Raw genomic sequence first — 16,385 nt, forward strand, 5'->3', positions numbered from 1 at the left:
GGCCTGGGGGGAGGTCACGGCAATCCCGGCTGGGCCGGCCGGGAGTCGTCAAGGAATGATGGCCGCAGTGTTGGTTCGAACCATGACCCAGAAGAGGAATTCGACGTGATCAAGAAGCAGAACCTCCGCATCAATGTGCTTGCTGCCGCCGTGCTGTCGATGACGGCCGTCGGTGCCGTCCACGCCGCCGGACTGCCGACCCGCGAACCGGTGCGCCAGGCCAGCACCGCCCAGCCGGGAACCGAGCGCATCATCGTCAAGTACCGTGCCGGTGCTGCCGCCGCCACTGACCGCTCGGCGAAACTGTCCACCGTGCAGTCCGCACTGACCCGTGCCAGCCTCTCCGGTGGCACGTCCCGTGCCAGTACGCTCGGTCCGCAGGTGGTCCGCAGGCTGGCGACCGGTGCAGACCTCATCCGTGTGCAGGGGCGCCTGGCTCCGGCCGAACTGCAGCGCGTACTGAAGGAGCTGCAGGCCGACCCGTCGGTGCAGTACGCCGAAGCCGACGTGAAACTGCGCCGTACCGAACTGCGTGCCGGCGACGTGCAGCCCGCGCTGGTGCCGAACGACCCCTTCTACCAGCAGAACCAGTGGCACCTGCACAATGCGGTGGGTGGCATCAACGCACCGGCGGCATGGGATGTCTCGCAGGGTGAGGGCATCGTGGTGGCGGTGATCGATACCGGCATCCTGCCGCAGCATCCGGACCTGGTCGGCAACCTGCTGGAGGGTTACGACTTCATCAGCGATGCGGAGACCTCGCGGCGCCCGACCAACGATCGTGTGCCGGGTGCGCAGGACTACGGTGACTGGGTCGAGAACGACAACGAGTGCTATGACGGCTCGCTGGCAGAGGACAGTTCCTGGCACGGCACCCACGTCGCTGGCACCGTGGCCGAGCAGACCAACAACGGCGTCGGCATGGCCGGTGTCGCCTACAAGGCCAAGGTGCTGCCGGTGCGCGTGCTGGGCAAGTGCGGCGGCTACCTGTCCGACATCGCCGACGCGGTGGTCTGGGCATCGGGTGGCACGGTGACCGGCATCCCGGCCAACACCAACCCGGCCGAGATCATCAACATGAGCCTGGGCGGCAGCGGCGCCTGCGGCAGCACCTACCAGGACGCCATCAACGGCGCGATCTCGCGTGGCACCACCGTGGTGGTGGCGGCCGGCAATGAGACCGACAACGCGTCCAAGTACCGTCCGGCCAGCTGCGAAGGCGTGGTGACCGTGGGTGCCACGCGCATCACCGGTGGCATCACCTACTACTCAAACTATGGCACCCGCGTGGACCTGTCCGGTCCGGGTGGCGGCGGCAGTGTCGACGGCAACCCGGGTGGCTACATCTGGCAGACCGGCTCCAATGCGGCCACCACGCCGGAATCGGGCACGCCGGGCTACATGGGCATGGGCGGTACCTCGATGGCCTCGCCGCATGTGGCCGCCGTTGCTGCACTGGTGCAGAGCGCACTGATCGCCAAGGGCAAGGATCCGCTGACTCCGGCGGCCATGCGCACCCTGCTGAAGGAAACCGCGCGTCCGTTCCCGGTCGCCATCCCGGCGGCCACGCCGATCGGTACCGGCATCCTCGATGCCAAGGCCGCGCTGGCCAAGGCACTGGAAGAACCGTGCACCGAGAACTGCGGGCCGGTGGCCACGCCGCTGACCAACAAGGCTGCCGTCGGTGGCCTGTCCGGTGCGGCCGGCAGCAGCAAGCTCTACAGCTTCGAAGCGGCTGCCGGCAAGCAGTTCAGCGTGATCACCTACGGTGGCACCGGCAACGTTTCGGTCTACGTGGCTGAAGGCCGTGAGCCCAGTGCCAGCGACAACGACGCCAAGTCGACCCGTCCGGGCACCTCCGAGACGGTGCGGGTGACCAAGCCGGTGGCGGCCACCTACTACATCAAGGTGGTGGGTGAAGCGGCCTACAACGGGGTGAGCATTCTCGCCACGCAGTAAGCTTGAACTGTCGTAGTTGAATGGCCGAAGCCCGTCATCCCATGTGACGGGCTTCGTCTTTTTACGAAAGGTGGCGCAGGGGCGGCGGAAATCATGGCTTAACTGTTAAAGTCGAGCCGATTGACAGGAGAGTCATGTGAACGCGCTTGCTGCTACCGCCGCTGCCGACGACGCTGAAGGCCGCATCCTGGATGCGCTGCTGGCGCGCGGCCGGCTGAAGGAAGGCGATCTGGCACGTGCGCGGCCGCTGCACGCAGAGGCCGGCGGCAGCCTGCTGGGCCTGCTGGTGCGGCTGGGGCTGGTCTCCGAGCGTGACCAGGCCCAGGCCAGCGCCGAAGTGCTGGGGCTGCCGCTGCTGGAAGGCAAGCAGCTGCCGGAAGCACCGCCACAAGGGCTGGCGGAAGGCTTGCCGTTGTCGCTGCGCTTCCTCAAGCAGTTCCATGTCTGCCCGCTCGCGCTGGATGAACAGGGGGTCCGGCTGTGGCTGGCCGATGCCCACGATGCGTATCCGCAGCAGGCCGTGCAGCTGGCACTGGGTGTACCGGTGACACCGGTGCTGGGCATGCGCGCGGAAATTGATGACCTGGTCGAGCGCTGGTTCGGCCAGGGCCGCAGCGCGATGGGCGCGATCGTCGAAACCGCCGATGGCGAGGGCGGTGCGGTCGATGACATCGAGCATCTGCGCGACCTTGCCTCGGAAGCGCCGGTGATCCGCCTGGTCAACCTGGTGATCCAGCGTGCAGTGGAGCTGCGCGCTTCGGACATCCATGTCGAACCGTTCGAAAGCCGGTTGAAGGTGCGTTACCGCGTCGATGGCGTGCTGGTGGAAGGCGAAAGCCCGCCGGCCAACCTCACTGCTGCGGTGATCAGCCGCATCAAGATCATGGCCCGGCTCAACATCGCCGAGCGCCGCCTGCCGCAGGACGGCCGCATCATGCTGCGCGTGCAGGGCAAGGAGCTGGACCTGCGCGTGAGCACGGTGCCGACCGCGCACGGCGAAAGCGTGGTGATGCGATTGCTGGACCGTGAAACGGTGGTGTTCGATTTCCATCGTCTCGGTTTCACTGACGCCTTCCTGCCGCAGTTCCGCAAGGTGCTGGAACAGCCGCACGGCATCCTGCTGGTGACCGGCCCGACCGGTTCAGGCAAGACCACCACGCTGTACACCGCGCTGAGCCAGCTGAACACTGCCGACGTCAAGATCATCACGGTCGAAGACCCGGTGGAATACCAGATCGAGGGCATCAACCAGATCCAGGCCAAGCCACAGATCGGGCTGGATTTCGCCAACGCGCTGCGCAGCATCGTGCGCCAGGATCCGGACATCATCATGATCGGCGAAATGCGCGACCTGGAAACCGCGCGCATCGCGATCCAGTCGGCGCTGACCGGCCACCTGGTGCTGTCCACCCTGCATACCAACAACGCAGCCGGCGGCATCACCCGCCTGCTCGACATGGGCGTGGAGGACTACCTGCTGACGTCCACCATCAATGGCATCCTCGCCCAGCGCCTGGTGCGCCGGCTGGAGCCGACCCATGCCGAGCGCTATGAAGCCTCGCCGGAAGAGATCGAACGCTTCGAGCTGCGCCGCCTGCAGCCGGAAGGACCGATCCACCTGTATCGCCCGAAGCCTTCCGCGCTGGCGCCGACCGGCTACCTCGGTCGCACCACCATCATGGAATTCCTGGTGATGAACGATGCGCTGCGGCGTGCGGTGATGCGCCGCGATGGCATGGGCGAGATCGAGCGCATCGCCCGTGAAGCCGGCATGCGCACCATGTACGAGGATGGCCTGTCCAAGGCGTTGAGCGGGCAGACCACCATCGAGGAAGTGCTGCGCGTGACCGAGGAAAGCTGATGCGCGCAGGATCCCGGGGCTGACATGCCGACCTACCGTTACAAGGCGCTCAATCCGCACGGCGAGATCTTCGACGGGCAGATGGAAGCCGCAAGCGAGGCCGAACTGGTCGCACGCCTGCAGGACCAGGGCCATCTGCCGATGGAGACCCAGCTCGCCGATGGTGGCGCGATCGGGGGCAGTACCTGGCGCAACCTGCTGCGCCAGCGCCCGCTGCAGGGCGCAGCGCTGCTGCAGTTCACCCAGCAGCTGGCGACCCTGCTCGGTGCCGGCCAGCCGCTGGATCGCGCGCTGTCGATCCTGCTCGGGTTGCCGGAAGACGAACGCTCGCGCCGCGCGATTACCGACATCCGCGACGTGGTGCGCGGTGGCGCGCCGCTGTCGACCGCGCTGGAACGCCAGCACGGCCTGTTCTCCCGCCTGTACGTGAACATGGTGCGTGCCGGTGAAGCCGGCGGCAGCCTGCACGAAACCCTGCAGCGCCTGGCCGACTACCTTGAGCGCAGCCGCGCGCTGCAGGGCAAGGTGATCAACGCGCTGGTGTACCCGGCCATCCTGCTGGTGGTGGTGGGCGGCGCGCTGCTGTTCCTGCTCGGCTACGTGGTGCCGCAGTTCGCGCAGATGTACGAGAGCCTGGACGTGGCGCTGCCGTGGTTCACTAACGCAGTGCTGCAGCTGGGCCTGTTCGTGCGCGACTGGTGGGTGCTGCTGCTGGTGGTGCCGGCGCTGGTGGCGTTGTTCTTCGAACGCAAGGCGCGGCAACCGGCATTCCGGCTGGCGCTGGATGGCTGGCTGCTGCAGCGGCGCGGCATTGGCCGCCTGCTCGGCGAACTGGAAACCGCGCGGCTGGCACGCACGCTGGGCACCCTGCTGCGCAATGGCGTGCCGTTGCTGGGTGCCTTGGGCATCGCCCGCAACGTGCTGGGCAACCGCGCGCTGGCTGCCGATGTGGAAGCCGCCGCGGACGAAGTGAAGAACGGTGCCGGCCTGTCGCTGGCACTGTCACGCGGCAAGCGTTTCCCACGCCTGGCCCTGCAGATGATCCAGGTCGGCGAGGAATCCGGTGCCCTCGATACCATGCTGCTGAAGGCTGCCGACACGTTCGAGCAGGACAGCGCCCGGCGCATCGATCGCCTGCTGGCGGCGATGGTGCCGGCGATCACCCTGGTGCTGGCCTCGGTGGTCGGTGCGGTGATCGTGGCCGTGCTGGTGCCGCTGTACGACCTGACCAATGCCATCGGTTGACGATGGATCCCTACGCAACCCCGACACTCCGCAACTGAAAGGACCGACCATGATTGCTTCCCGTCGACCGATCCGCCTTTCCTTCACCGCCGCGCGCAACCAGTCGGGCATGAGCCTGCTGGAAATCATCATCGTCATCGTGCTGATCGGCGCGGTGCTGACCCTGGTCGCCAGCCGTGTGCTGGGCGGTGCCGACCGCGGCAAGGCCAACATCGCCAAGGCGCAGGTGCAGACCGTCGCCTCCAAGATCGACAACTATCAGATCGACACCGGCAAGCTGCCGGGTTCGCTGAACGACCTGGTGACCGCACCGGCCGGTGTTGGCGGCTGGCTGGGCCCGTATGCCAAGCCGGCCGATCTGAACGACCCGTGGGGCCACGCGCTGGAATACCGTGCGCCGGGCGAAGGCCAGCCGTACGAGCTGGTCAGCCTGGGCAAGGATGGCAAGGCCGGCGGCAGCAGCGTCGACGCCGACATCCGTTACCAGCCGTAAACCCGTATGACGCATTTCCTGCCGCGCCGGCTGTCAGGCCCGCGCCTGCACGGCAGGCGCGCGGCAGGCCTGTCGCTGCTGGAAATGCTGCTGGTGATCGCGCTGATCGCTGCGATCGGCCTGATCACCGCCGCAGGGCTGTCGCGCGGTTTCTCTGGCATGCAGTTGCGCAGCGCCGGCAAGGACATCGCCAACCAGCTGCGCATGGTGCGCGCACAGGCGATTGCCCGCGGTGAGCCGCAGCGTTTCGTCATCGAACCGGCAAAGCGGCGCTGGGAAGGCGCCAACCAGCGCCACGGCGAGGTGCCGGCACAGCTGCAGGTGCAGTTCGAAGGCGCCGCGCAGCTGGCCACCGCGCCAGGCCAGGGCGTGATCGAGTTCCACCCCGATGGTGGCTCCAGCGGTGGCCGCATCCGGCTGCAGCGTGACGATGCCGAATGGCGCATCGACGTGGGCTGGCTGACCGGTGAGGTCCGCTCCGGCCCCTGGCGGTCGCAATGAAGCGGCGCGCCCGCGGCTTCACCCTGCTGGAAGTGATCATCGCCTTCGCCCTGCTCGGGTTGGCGTTGACCCTGCTGCTGGGGAGTCTTTCAGGTGGCGCGAAACAGGTGCGCGACGCCGAGCTGCGCACGCGTGCGGTGCTGCATGCGCAGTCGCTGCTGGCCGAAGCCGGTGTTGCCTCGCCACTGCAGGTCGGCAGCCAGCAGGGGGACTGGGAACAAGGGCGCTACCACTGGCAGCTGCAGGTGCAGCCGTGGGTGGAGCCACGCGCGAACAACCTGGCGCAGGCACAATCGCAATCACCGGGTGCCCCCTGGTTGGCCGAGCTGCAGCTGCAGGTACGCTGGGGCGACAGTGAGCGCGAGCAGCTGCGCTGGCGCAGCCTGCGCCTGTTGCCGCCGGACCTGGAGAGCGCGCGATGAAGCACCGAGCCGCGGGTTTCACTCTGGTTGAAGTGATGCTGGCCACGGTGCTGCTGGCCGGTGGCCTGGCCCTGGCGTTCGCCAGCGTGCGCTCGGCGATGGCGGTCAGCCAGCGCGGCGAGCAGATCGCTGCCGAGAGCGAACGCATGCGCGCAGTGGAGACCTTGCTGCGTCGGCAACTGGCAGGCGCGCTGCGTACGCCACTCGAAGCGCCCGATCCCACCCGCGAGCCGATCTTCTTCCAGGGTGAAGAAAGCCGCATGCTGTTCGCCGCCGATCTGCCGGGATATCTCGGACGGGGGGGATCGTACCTGCATGCACTGCAGGTTGATGGCCGCAGCGGCCAGCAGCGCCTGTTGCTGGACCTGGTGCTGTTGCAGGAAGGCGAGCGCATCGCGGAAAATCCGCCACGCCCGCCAGAAGTGCTGGTGGAGAACCTGAAGTCGGTGCAACTGCGTTATCGCGGCATCGATGCCAGCACCGGCCAGGTGACCGACTGGATGCCGCGCTGGGACGACACCCGGCGCCTGCCGATGCTGGTGGAGATCCAGATCGTGCCGGCCAAGGGGGCGCCCTGGCCGACGCTGGTGGTGGCGCCGCGTGCCGGTGGCAGCGGAGGTGCACGGTGAACCGGCAACATGGCGCGGCACTGGTACTGGTGCTGTGGCTGATCGCATTGATGACCGCACTGGTCGGTGCGTTCGCGTTGAGCGCCCGTGTCGAGCACCTGCAGCAGCGGGTACTGGATGACGATGCGCGCGGCCAGGAACGTGCGCGCGCGGGTCTGGAGTACGCGCTGACGCGCCTGTCCGCCGATCCGCAGCGGGCGCCGTGGCGCGCTGATGGCCGTACCTACCGCTGGCAGTTCGATGACGCCAGCATCGAGATCAAGGTGCTGGATGAGAACGGCAAGATCAACCTGAACCTGGCCGACGTGACCCTGCTGACCGCCTTTCTCAAGGCGCTGGGCGAAGACGAGGGGGCTGCGCGGCAGCTGGCCGGTGCCATCGTCGATTGGCGTGACGAGGACAGCCTGCTGCAGCCTGGGGGCGGTGCCGAAGCGCCTGACTATGCGGCGGCCGGGTTGCCGTATGGCCCGCGCAACAAGCGTTTCGAGACCCTCGGCGAGCTGCAGCGGGTGCTCGGCATGCGTGGGCCGCTGTACCAGAAGATGCTGCCGCACCTGACCCTGTACAGCCGACAGGCGCGACCCGATCCGCAGTTCGCCAGCGCCGTGGTGTTGACCGCATTGGGCCTGGACGCGGATACGGTGCTGGCCCAGCGTGCCCAGCAGGAGCGTGATGCCGATTCCGCTGCCGGTGCGTCAACCCTTGCCAGCAGCAGTGGCACCTATAGTATCGAGTCCCGTGTCACCGACGGCAGTGGACGCCGGTCGGTGTTGCAGGCAGTGGTACGCAATGGCTCGGGCGGGGTTCCCGGGCGGTCCTACACAGTGCTTCGCTGGGAGCAGGGAATGACAGCAAGATGACGGCTTGGCAGGACAGTCTGCGGCAGGTGCAGGGCCGGATCGGCCCGGGTGCCGGCCGTTTCCTGCGCTGGTGGCGGCAATCGCTGCTGGCCTGGGTGCCGGCTCGTTGGCAGTGGGCGCTGGGCTGGGCACAGGCGCGCCTGCTGCTGCAGCGCGAGGGCGACCAGCTGCAGGTCTGGCGTGAGGCAGGCGAGCGTCGCGAGCCAGTGGCGCGCCTGCCGTGGCCGTTGTCGCCGGCTGAACTGGACCGGGTGCTGGAAGCGCGCCTGCGCAGCCTGCCGCGGCTGTGGCTGCTGCCGGCCAGCGATGTACTGCGTCGCCAGCTGCGGCTGCCCGCGGCGGCCGCCGACCGCCTGCGCGCGGTGGTTGGTTTCGAGATCGATCGGCAGACGCCATTCGAATCCAGCCAGGTCAGCTATGACGTGCGTGAACTCGGCGTGGCCGGCGAAGGCCAGCTGCAGGTCGAACTGGTGGCCTGGCCGTTGCGCCAGCTGGAGGCCTGGCGCAATGACGTGGGCCAGTGGGCCGATGCGCTGGCCGGTGTCGATGCGATCGATGCGCAGGGCAACACGCTGCAGGTGAACCTGCTGCCGCCCGCACAGCGCCAGTTGCGGACCGATCCGATGCGGCGCTGGAACCTGCTGCTGGCGGTGGCCGCCGTGGTGATGCTGGTGCTGGCCGGCCTGCAACTGCTCGACAACCGCCGCGCGGCGGCCGATGAACTGCGTGCACAGGTGGAACGCAGTGCACGCAGTGCGCGCGGCGTGGCCAGCGAACGTGCGCAGCTGCAGGCGCTGATCGATGGTGCGGCGTTCCTGGAAAAGCAGCGCAGCCAGCGCGCCGGGACGGTGGAGATCTGGACCGAGCTGACCCGGCGCCTGCCGGAGGGCACCTACCTGGAAAAGCTGGCCATCGAGAGCAACAACCTGCAGTTGATCGGGCTCAGCCGCGAGGCCTCGCAGCTGGTGCAGCTGCTGCAGGACGCGCCGCAGTGGCGCAAGGTCAACCTGACCGGTGTGCTGCAGGCCGATGGCGCCGCCAGTGGCCGCGACCGCTTCACCATGACCGCTGAGCTGCAGCCGTTGCCGGCAGCGGCCCCGACCCGGGAGGCGGCCGATGCCGATGCCAAGCGCACGCCGTGACCGCTGGCTGGCGCTGGCGCTGCTGCTGGCAGTGCTGGGCCTGGCCTACCTCCTGCTGGTGCACCCGTGGTTCACCCAGCCGTTGCGCGAGATCGATGCCGATGTCGCGGCGCTGCGCGAGCGCGAGTCGCGTGTGCAGGCACAGCTGCAGCAGCAGCCGCAGATCGAACAGCGCCTGCGTGCCACCCGTGAAGCCTTGCAGCAACGGCCAGGCTTCCTGCGCGAGGCCACTGCCGAGGCCGCCGCCGCCGCGCTTGGCGCCAAGCTGCAGGATGCGGTGGCGATGGCCAGCCCGGGCAACCGCAGCTGCACCATCAGCAACCGCACGCCGCTCACCGACAACCGGCGCGACGCCGAGTTCGTACGCGTCGCCATGCAGGTGCGCCTGCGCTGTGGCGTGGCCGAACTGGCCACCGTGCTGCACAGCCTGGAAACCGGCAGCCCACGCTTGTTCGTCGACAACCTCAACCTGATCGCGCAGCGTTTCCAGCAGTCGCCGAATGAATCCGGACTCGGCCTGGACGTGTCGTTTGAACTGGCGGGCTATCTGCTGCCGGGTGCCGCTGCCGATGGCGCTGCCCCGGCACCTGCAGCCGAGCCGGGCGCGGCACCGCAACCGCCATCGACCGCACCGACACCCGCACCGGCTGCGCCGCAAGCGGGGCAGGAGGTGGCGGATGAAACGTGAGCAGATCAGCCTGCGCACCGGCTTCCTGCTGGCTCTGGCCGGCTGGGCGGCGGCGGTCTGGTTGGCCACCGGCTTTGGCCTCGGCAGCCAGCTGCCCGGCACCGACGGTGATGCCGACACGGCGCCCTCGCTGCCAGCCCTGCCGCCACTGGCCGCCGAGCGCATGGCCAGCGCCGACAGTTACAGCGCCATCGGCGAACGTCCGCTGTTCGCCGAAGACCGCAAGCCGCGACCGTATCTGCTGGGAGGCGGCGAACCGGCCGCCAGCGCCGCGCTGCGCTTGACCGGCGTGCTGCTGACTGGCGATTTCGGCATGGCCACGTTCACCACCGAACAGAACCGTTCGCTGCGTCTGCGCCTCAATGGCGACGCCGTGGATGGCTGGCAGCTGGTGGGGCTGGCGCCACGCCAGGCCACGGTGATCGGCCCCGGCGGCAGCCAGGTGCTGGAACTGGCCGTGTTCAACGGCCAGGGCGGCGAACCACCGACCGTACTGCGTGGTGCCAACGGCGCGCCGCCCGCAGGCGCGATCGTGGTGCCGCCCCCGGCGGGTGCTCCACCAGCACCGCTCACGTCCGCAGCAGCTCCGCAGCCGCAGCAGCAGCCGCAGCAGCAGCCGGCTGGCGCCGTGCCTCCGCCCGCCGCTGCCCCACCTGCCAACACCAACGGCCCCAGCGAAGCGCAGATGCAGGCCATCCGCGAACGCATCCAGGCCCGTCGTCGCCAGCTGCAGCAACAACAGCAGCAACAACCGTCGCCGCCCCCGGGCGATGGCACCAACCGATAGAGTGAATGCATGAGCCTGCGTTTCCTTCCCTGGTCCTTTGCCCTCGCGCTGCTGGTCGGCTGCAGCACCGTGTCCGCGCCGCATGTGCAGCGCAAGGGCAATCTGTCGCCCACTGCCGAGGCCGGCCAAGCGGCCGAAGTCGCCGCTGACGCTGCCCGTGACGCCCAGGGCGCTCCGCAGGCGGTGATCCGACGTGGCACCGGCACCATGATCAACCGCGAAGCGGCCCGCGCTCCGGCACCGGCACTGCATGGCGCCAGCACCGGTGAGGCGACCTTCAATTTCGAAGGCGAGTCGGTGCACGCGGTGGTCAAGGCCATCCTCGGTGACATGCTGGGCCAGAACTACGTGATCGCACCCGGGGTGCAGGGCACGGTCACGCTGGCGACGCCCAAGCCGGTGTCGCCGGCGCAGGCGTTGAACCTGCTGGAAATGGTGCTGGGCTGGAACAACGCCCGCATGGTGTACAGCGGCGGCCGCTACAACATCGTCGCCGCCGATCAGGCGCTGGCCGGTACCGTCGCACCGAGCACGGCGCCGGCTGCCAGCGCGCGCGGTTTCGAAGTGCGTGTGATCCCGCTGCAGTTCATCTCCGCCACCGAGATGAAGAAGGTGCTGGAGCCGTATGCGCGGCCCAACGCCATCGTCAACGTCGACAGTGGCCGCAACGTGATCACCCTGGGCGGTACCCGCGCCGAGCTGGAAAACTACATGCGCACCGTCGAGATCTTCGACGTTGACTGGCTCTCGGGCATGTCGGTGGGCGTGTTCCCGATCCAGTCCGGCAAGGCCGAGCAGGTCGCCGCCGACCTGGAAAAAGTGTTCGGCGAGGAGAGCAAGACGCCCAGCGCCGGCATGTTCCGCTTCCTGCCGTTGGAAAATGCCAACGCGGTGCTGGTGATCACCCCGCAGGTGCGTTACCTGGACCAGATCCAGCAGTGGCTGGACCGTATTGATACGGCCGGTGGCAGTGCGCGCCTGTTCTCCTACGAGCTGCGCTACATCAAGGCACGTGACCTGGCCGAGCGCCTCAGCGAAGCGTTCGCCAGCAGTGGCAACCGCGGCGGCTCCAGCCCTGCATCGCTGGCACCGGGCGCGATGCCGTCGCAGCTGGGCAGCGACGGTGATCGTGGCATGGACAGCAACAACAGCAGCAATTTCGGTTCGACGTCGGGCAGTGGTTCCAGTGGCACCGGCAACGGCAGCATGAACCTGCCGCAGCGCCAGTCCGGCAATGTCAGCGTCAGCCTGGAAGTGGAAGGCGATCGCGTGGGCGTGTCGGCGGTGGAGGAAACCAACACCCTGCTGGTGCGTTCGACCCCGCAGGCCTGGCGTTCGATCCGCGAAGTGATCGAGAAGCTGGACGTGATGCCGCTGCAGGTGCATATCGAAGCGCAGGTGGCCGAGGTCGCACTGGAGGGGGACCTGAAGTACGGCGTGAACTGGTTCTTCGACAACGCGGTGGCCGGGCGGGCGCTGACCGGCGCATTGAGTGGCGTGACCCTGCCGGCGGCTGCCGGCGGCTCCTGGAGCAGCTTCGCCGGTGCCGCAACCGCCGGCGAAGGGCTGGGCTGGGCGTTCACCGGCCACAATGGCGCAGCGGTGGTAAGCGCGCTGGACAAGGTCACCGATGTACGCCTGCTGCAGACCCCCTCGGTGTTCGTGCGCAACAACGCCGAGGCCACGCTCAACGTAGGCGACAAGGTGCCGATCAACACCACCACGGTGAACACCGGTATCGGCGCCGGCACCTACAGCTCGGTGCAGTACATCGACACCGGCGTGATCCTGAAGGTGCGGCCGCGCGTGACCCGTGATGGCACCGTGTTCCTCGACATCGTGCAGGAAGTGAGCAGTGCCTCCAACGTGCCGGACAATTGCAATCCGACGGAGCGCAACTGCAACCCGCGTATTTCCACCAAGAAGCTGTCGACCGAAGCGGCGGTGCAGAGCGGGGACACCATCATGCTGGCCGGCCTGATCACCGACACGGCCACCGATGGCAGCAGCGGTATTCCTGGCCTGAGCCGGATTCCCGTGGTAGGTGCTCTGTTCGGGCAGAAGAGCCGCACCAGCCGTCGTTCGGAGGTGATCGTGCTGCTGACCCCGAGCATCGTGCGCAACGGGCAGGAAGCACGCACCCTGACCGACGAGTACAGCCAGCGCTTCCGCGCGATGGAACCGCTGAACCAGCCGCGCGCAAAGAAGTAAGGGGTTTACGGCCGGGCTGCGCCCGGCACCCGCAGAGGCTGGAGCAACAGCAACAGCAACAGCAACAGCGGGTTTCTGGGGGATGGCGGGGCGGTGTGGGTTGGCAGGACACGCCGTAAACCCGTCCCTGGGGGCTCGATGGCGCCATCCATGGCGCCAACGGTCCTGCCAACCCACACCGCCCCGCCTCTGACAGATTCCGTGTGCTGTTGGTAGGTGTCGACTTTGGTCGACACGCTGGATCCACACCATGCGTGGAAGACGCTCCATCGAAATCGAATATTTCGATATCTGTGAGATCTGAGCCGAGCATGGCTCGGCTCTACAGAAAGCAATGCCCGGCAGATCGCAGGCAACTGTCGAAGGCGGGGTGGGTCCGGTTGCGGGGGTGTCCGCGGCATGGATGCCGCGGCCAAGCCCCCATGGACGGGTTTACGGCGTCCCCCGCAACCGGACCCACCCCGCCATCCCCCAGGAACCCAGCTTTTGCTCCGGCTGTTGCTTCGGCTCTGGCTCTGGCCTCTGCGGGCGCCGGGTGCAACCCGGCCGATACCCTCCCAGTGCTAGGCTGTGGCTACCGACAACCACGGAGGCGGGATGGGGGCGATCGTGTTGTTGCCGCTGTGCGTGGACGATGCTGCACTGGATCGTTGCCTGGCTGCGCTGGATGCCGGCACCGCGCCGGGAACCGCGGTCTGGTTGGCCGACGACGCGCAGACCGGGCCGCGTGCGCAGGCGGTGGTGGAACACTGGTTGGCACATACGCCATTGCAGGCCGAGTACACCCGGCGCGCACGGCCGCTGGGCGAAGTCGCCCACCTCGATGAAATGCTGCGCGCCTGCGATGGCCTCGACGTGGCGGTGCTGGCACCGGACAGCATGCCGGCACCGGGCTGGCTGCAGCAGCTGCAGGATGCCTTTGCCCGCGACGCGGCCATCGCAACCGCAACCCCCTGGTGCAACGCCGGTGAAACCTCCGCCTGGCCGCGCTTGGGCGAAATCAATCCCGAGCCTGAAGATCCGGACCTGCTGGCGCACACCTGCGCGAGCTTGCCAACGCTGCACCCGGAGCTGCCGTCGGCGGTCACCCACGCGGTGCTGGTGCGTGGCAACGCGCGCCGTCGTGCCGGTGGCCTGGACGTGGACAGCTATGCCGGCTGGAACGCGGCGCTGGTCGACCTCAGCCTGCGCATGGCCGGATTGGGTTGGCGCAACGTGCTGTGCGAGACCGCTTTCGTCAGCCGGGCAGGGGAGGCGGTCAGCCGTGACGGCGATCTCGAAGCGCTGGCCGCGCGTTGGCCGGGCTGGGTGCCTCGGTTGGCGGACTTCCTGATGCACGACCCGCTGCACGGGCTGCGCGCCGACCTGCAGCAGCGCATGCGGCAGGCGATAATGCCGAAGGAACAGGGCGACCTGTTCGTCCCGTCCGCGCCGGAGCCACCCGTTTGAATGTTGCCATTGCCGCCATCGTCGTCACCTACCAGAGTGGCAGCACCATCGACGCCTGCCTCTCGCGCCTGCGCCAGGCGCAGGACGTGGCCGAGATCCGGGTGATCGACAATGGCTCGATGGATGGCACGCTGGACATCGTGCAGCGGCATGCCAGCCACGACCCCCGCGTGCGCTTCGTCGGCAATCCGGACAATCCCGGCTTTGCCGCCGCCAACAACCAGGGCGTGGCCGATTCGCACAGCCCGTGGCTGGCCTTCATCAACCCGGATCTGATGGTCGAGCCGGATACGTTGGCTGAACTGCGCCGCCGTGCCGAAGCCTTGGGCGACTGCCTGCTGGGTGTTGAGCAGCTGGACGAGCATGGCCATGCCGACGAGGCGGTACGCCGTCGTGATCCGGATTTCCTGTTGATGCTGCGTTCGCCCGGGAAGGGTTCGAAGCTGGCGGTGCCGCGTGAGCCGCACCAGGCGCTGCAGCGGGTGCCGGCCCTGTCCGGTGCGCTGCTGATGATGCCGCGCGCACTGTTCGAGCGCATCGGCGGCTGGGACGCGGGCTACCGCCTGCACGCCGAGGACCTGGACCTGTGCCGCCGCGCACGCGAGGCCGGCGCGGTGGTGGCGATCGCCAACGACCTGCATGTCACCCACGTGCGCGGTGTCTCCAGCCGTTCGCGGCCGTTCTTCGTTGAATGGCACAAGCACAAGGGCCTGTGGCGCTATTTCCAGAAGTTCGAGGCCAGGCAGCGCTCGCTGCCGGTGCGCGTGGCGGTGTGGGGCGCGATCTGGGCGCATGCCCTGATGCTGGTGCCGAGGCTGCTGCGCAGGTCGTTGTAGAGCCGAGCCCACGCTCGGCTCAGGCAACATCCAGCCGAGCGTGGGCTCGGCTCTACGGAAGGCGGGCGCGCCCACGGTTCACTCCGCCGGGCGCATAATCCGCCCCATGCCTATCATCCAGTCCCTGCTCGACACCGATCTGTACAAGTTCACCATGATGCAGGCGGTGCTCCACCAGCACCCCGGCGCCCAGGTGCAGTACCGGTTCAAGTGCCGCACCCCCGGCATCGACCTGGCCCGCTACATCGACCAGATCGACGAAGAGATCGACCACCTGTGCAGCCTGCGCTTCAGTGATGCGGAGCTGGATTACATGCGTGGCCTGCGCTTCGTGAAGCCGGACTTCGCCGATTTCCTCGGCCTGTTCCACCTCGACCGCAAGTACATCCAGCTGCGCGCCTCGAAGACCGTGCCCGGCGAGATCGAACTGGACATCACCGGTCCGTGGCTGCACACCATCCTGTTCGAAGTGCCGCTGCTGGCGATCATCAACGAAGTCTGGTTCCGCAACACCACCACGGCCGATTTCGCCGAGGGCGAGCGCCGCCTGCAGGCCAAGGCCGCGCTGCTGCGCGATACCCCCGGCTTCGAGCAATGCCGCATCGCCGACTATGGCAGCCGTCGACGCTACTCGCGTGACTGGCACGCCCGCCTGCTGCCGCTGCTGCGCGATGCGCTCGGCCCGCAGCTGGTCGGTACCAGCAACGTGCACTTCGCCCGCCTGTACGGCATGACCCCGCACGGCACCATGGCCCATGAGTACCTGCAGGCGTTCCAGGCACTGGGCCCGCGCCTGCGTGATTCGCAGGTGGCGGCACTGGAGTCGTGGGCGCGCGAGTATCGCGGCGATCTGGGCATCGCGCTGTCCGACGTGGTCGGCCTGGATGCGTTCCTGCGCGACTTCGACATGTACTTCTGCAAGCTGTTCGACGGCGTGCGCCATGATTCCGGCGATCCGTTCGACTGGGGTGACCGCATGCTTGCGCACTTCCAGCAGCGCCGCGTCGATCCGCGCAGCAAGGTGCTGGTGTTCAGCGACGGGCTCGACATCGCCAAGGTGATGCGCCTGTACGACTACTTCAGGGGGCGCTGCCAGGTCGCGTTCGGCGTCGGCACCCACCTGACCAATGATCTGGGCCCGACGCCGCTCAACATCGTCATCAAGATGGTCCGCTGCAACGGCCAGCCGGTGGCCAAGCTCAGCGATTCGCCGGGCAAGAGCATGTGCGACGATCCCGGCTATCTGGCCTATCTGCGCCAGGTGTTCGAGTTGCCGCAGCCGGAGTAATACCGGCCGGCAGG

General features: G+C 68.0%; 15 protein-coding genes. All 15 read left to right on the top strand.

Features of this window, described 5'->3' with window-relative positions; genetic code table 11:
* The first annotated feature begins 105 nt into the window (after window positions 1-105).
* The 15 genes from D5301_RS16135 to pncB all read left to right on the top strand — a co-directional run bounded on the left by D5301_RS16135 (window position 106) and on the right by pncB (window position 16,371).
* The gene (locus tag D5301_RS16135; RefSeq protein WP_324187337.1) at window positions 106-1,959 is read left to right on the top strand and encodes a S8 family peptidase; all 1,854 of its coding nucleotides are present in this window, start codon (window positions 106-108) and stop codon (window positions 1,957-1,959) included.
* 136 nt (window positions 1,960-2,095) lie between these two features.
* Window positions 2,096-3,820 carry a type II secretion system ATPase GspE gene (gene gspE, locus D5301_RS16140; protein WP_180855422.1) on the top strand — a complete coding sequence of 575 codons (1,725 nt, stop codon included), beginning with the start codon at window positions 2,096-2,098 and terminating at the stop codon, window positions 3,818-3,820.
* A 24-nt stretch (window positions 3,821-3,844) separates the two neighbouring features.
* Window positions 3,845-5,065: a type II secretion system F family protein gene (locus tag D5301_RS16145; protein WP_153856263.1), complete on the top strand. Its 1,221-nt coding sequence runs from the start codon at window positions 3,845-3,847 to the stop codon at window positions 5,063-5,065.
* Between the two features lie 49 nt (window positions 5,066-5,114).
* Window positions 5,115-5,558, top strand: a complete 444-nt coding sequence (gspG, locus tag D5301_RS16150) for a type II secretion system major pseudopilin GspG (protein WP_004154150.1) — start codon at window positions 5,115-5,117, stop codon at window positions 5,556-5,558.
* Between the two features lie 6 nt (window positions 5,559-5,564).
* A complete protein-coding gene (locus D5301_RS16155) occupies window positions 5,565-6,059 on the top strand; it encodes a GspH/FimT family pseudopilin (RefSeq protein ID WP_153856264.1) in 495 nt (164 codons plus the stop codon).
* On the top strand, window positions 6,056-6,481 hold the full coding sequence (locus tag D5301_RS16160) for a prepilin-type N-terminal cleavage/methylation domain-containing protein (protein ID WP_153856265.1): 426 nt from the start codon (window positions 6,056-6,058) through the stop codon (window positions 6,479-6,481). The genes D5301_RS16155 and D5301_RS16160 overlap by 4 nt, the downstream gene beginning before the upstream one ends.
* Window positions 6,478-7,110 (top strand): type II secretion system protein J, encoded by a 633-nt coding sequence (locus tag D5301_RS16165; protein ID WP_153856266.1) that lies wholly within the window; start codon window positions 6,478-6,480, stop codon window positions 7,108-7,110. Before D5301_RS16160 ends, D5301_RS16165 begins: the two co-directional genes overlap by 4 nt.
* Entirely contained in the window at window positions 7,107-7,970 is an 864-nt protein-coding gene (locus tag D5301_RS16170; protein ID WP_110711009.1) for a general secretion pathway protein GspK, read from the top strand. The genes D5301_RS16165 and D5301_RS16170 overlap by 4 nt, the downstream gene beginning before the upstream one ends.
* Entirely contained in the window at window positions 7,967-9,112 is a 1,146-nt protein-coding gene (locus tag D5301_RS16175) for a PilN domain-containing protein (protein ID WP_110711010.1), read from the top strand. The genes D5301_RS16170 and D5301_RS16175 overlap by 4 nt, the downstream gene beginning before the upstream one ends.
* Entirely contained in the window at window positions 9,087-9,800 is a 714-nt protein-coding gene (gene gspM, locus D5301_RS16180; protein WP_153856267.1) for a type II secretion system protein GspM, read from the top strand. The genes D5301_RS16175 and gspM overlap by 26 nt, the downstream gene beginning before the upstream one ends.
* Complete coding sequence (locus D5301_RS16185; RefSeq protein WP_153856268.1) at window positions 9,790-10,587, top strand: general secretion pathway protein GspN; 798 nt, start codon at window positions 9,790-9,792, stop codon at window positions 10,585-10,587. Before gspM ends, D5301_RS16185 begins: the two co-directional genes overlap by 11 nt.
* Window positions 10,588-10,596: 9 nt before the next feature.
* Window positions 10,597-12,798, top strand: coding sequence for a type II secretion system secretin GspD (gene gspD, locus D5301_RS16190; protein ID WP_153856269.1), 2,202 nt, complete (start codon window positions 10,597-10,599; stop codon window positions 12,796-12,798).
* A 597-nt stretch (window positions 12,799-13,395) separates the two neighbouring features.
* Window positions 13,396-14,247: a glycosyltransferase gene (locus D5301_RS16195; protein WP_153856270.1), complete on the top strand. Its 852-nt coding sequence runs from the start codon at window positions 13,396-13,398 to the stop codon at window positions 14,245-14,247.
* A complete protein-coding gene (locus tag D5301_RS16200) occupies window positions 14,244-15,083 on the top strand; it encodes a glycosyltransferase family 2 protein (protein WP_110711015.1) in 840 nt (279 codons plus the stop codon). Before D5301_RS16195 ends, D5301_RS16200 begins: the two co-directional genes overlap by 4 nt.
* Window positions 15,084-15,189: 106 nt before the next feature.
* Window positions 15,190-16,371, top strand: coding sequence for a nicotinate phosphoribosyltransferase (pncB, locus tag D5301_RS16205; protein WP_110711016.1), 1,182 nt, complete (start codon window positions 15,190-15,192; stop codon window positions 16,369-16,371).
* Window positions 16,372-16,385 lie beyond the last annotated feature (14 nt).

Source organism: Stenotrophomonas sp. MH181796 (assembly GCF_009659995.1).
Taxonomy (GTDB): Bacteria; Pseudomonadota; Gammaproteobacteria; order Xanthomonadales; family Xanthomonadaceae; genus Stenotrophomonas; species Stenotrophomonas riyadhensis.

Bases quoted from the DNA above. Each gene is read 5' to 3' on its own strand.
- D5301_RS16145 (WP_153856263.1), top strand. From the start codon at position 3,845: ATGCCGACCTACCGTTACAAGGCGCTCAATCCGCACGGCGAGATCTTC.
- gspG (WP_004154150.1), top strand. From the start codon at position 5,115: ATGATTGCTTCCCGTCGACCGATCCGCCTTTCCTTCACCGCCGCGCGC.
- D5301_RS16155 (WP_153856264.1), top strand. From the start codon at position 5,565: ATGACGCATTTCCTGCCGCGCCGGCTGTCAGGCCCGCGCCTGCACGGC.
- D5301_RS16160 (WP_153856265.1), top strand. From the start codon at position 6,056: ATGAAGCGGCGCGCCCGCGGCTTCACCCTGCTGGAAGTGATCATCGCC.
- D5301_RS16165 (WP_153856266.1), top strand. From the start codon at position 6,478: ATGAAGCACCGAGCCGCGGGTTTCACTCTGGTTGAAGTGATGCTGGCC.
- D5301_RS16175 (WP_110711010.1), top strand. From the start codon at position 7,967: ATGACGGCTTGGCAGGACAGTCTGCGGCAGGTGCAGGGCCGGATCGGC.
- gspM (WP_153856267.1), top strand. From the start codon at position 9,087: ATGCCGATGCCAAGCGCACGCCGTGACCGCTGGCTGGCGCTGGCGCTG.
- D5301_RS16185 (WP_153856268.1), top strand. From the start codon at position 9,790: ATGAAACGTGAGCAGATCAGCCTGCGCACCGGCTTCCTGCTGGCTCTG.
- gspD (WP_153856269.1), top strand. From the start codon at position 10,597: ATGAGCCTGCGTTTCCTTCCCTGGTCCTTTGCCCTCGCGCTGCTGGTC.
- D5301_RS16195 (WP_153856270.1), top strand. From the start codon at position 13,396: ATGGGGGCGATCGTGTTGTTGCCGCTGTGCGTGGACGATGCTGCACTG.
- pncB (WP_110711016.1), top strand. From the start codon at position 15,190: ATGCCTATCATCCAGTCCCTGCTCGACACCGATCTGTACAAGTTCACC.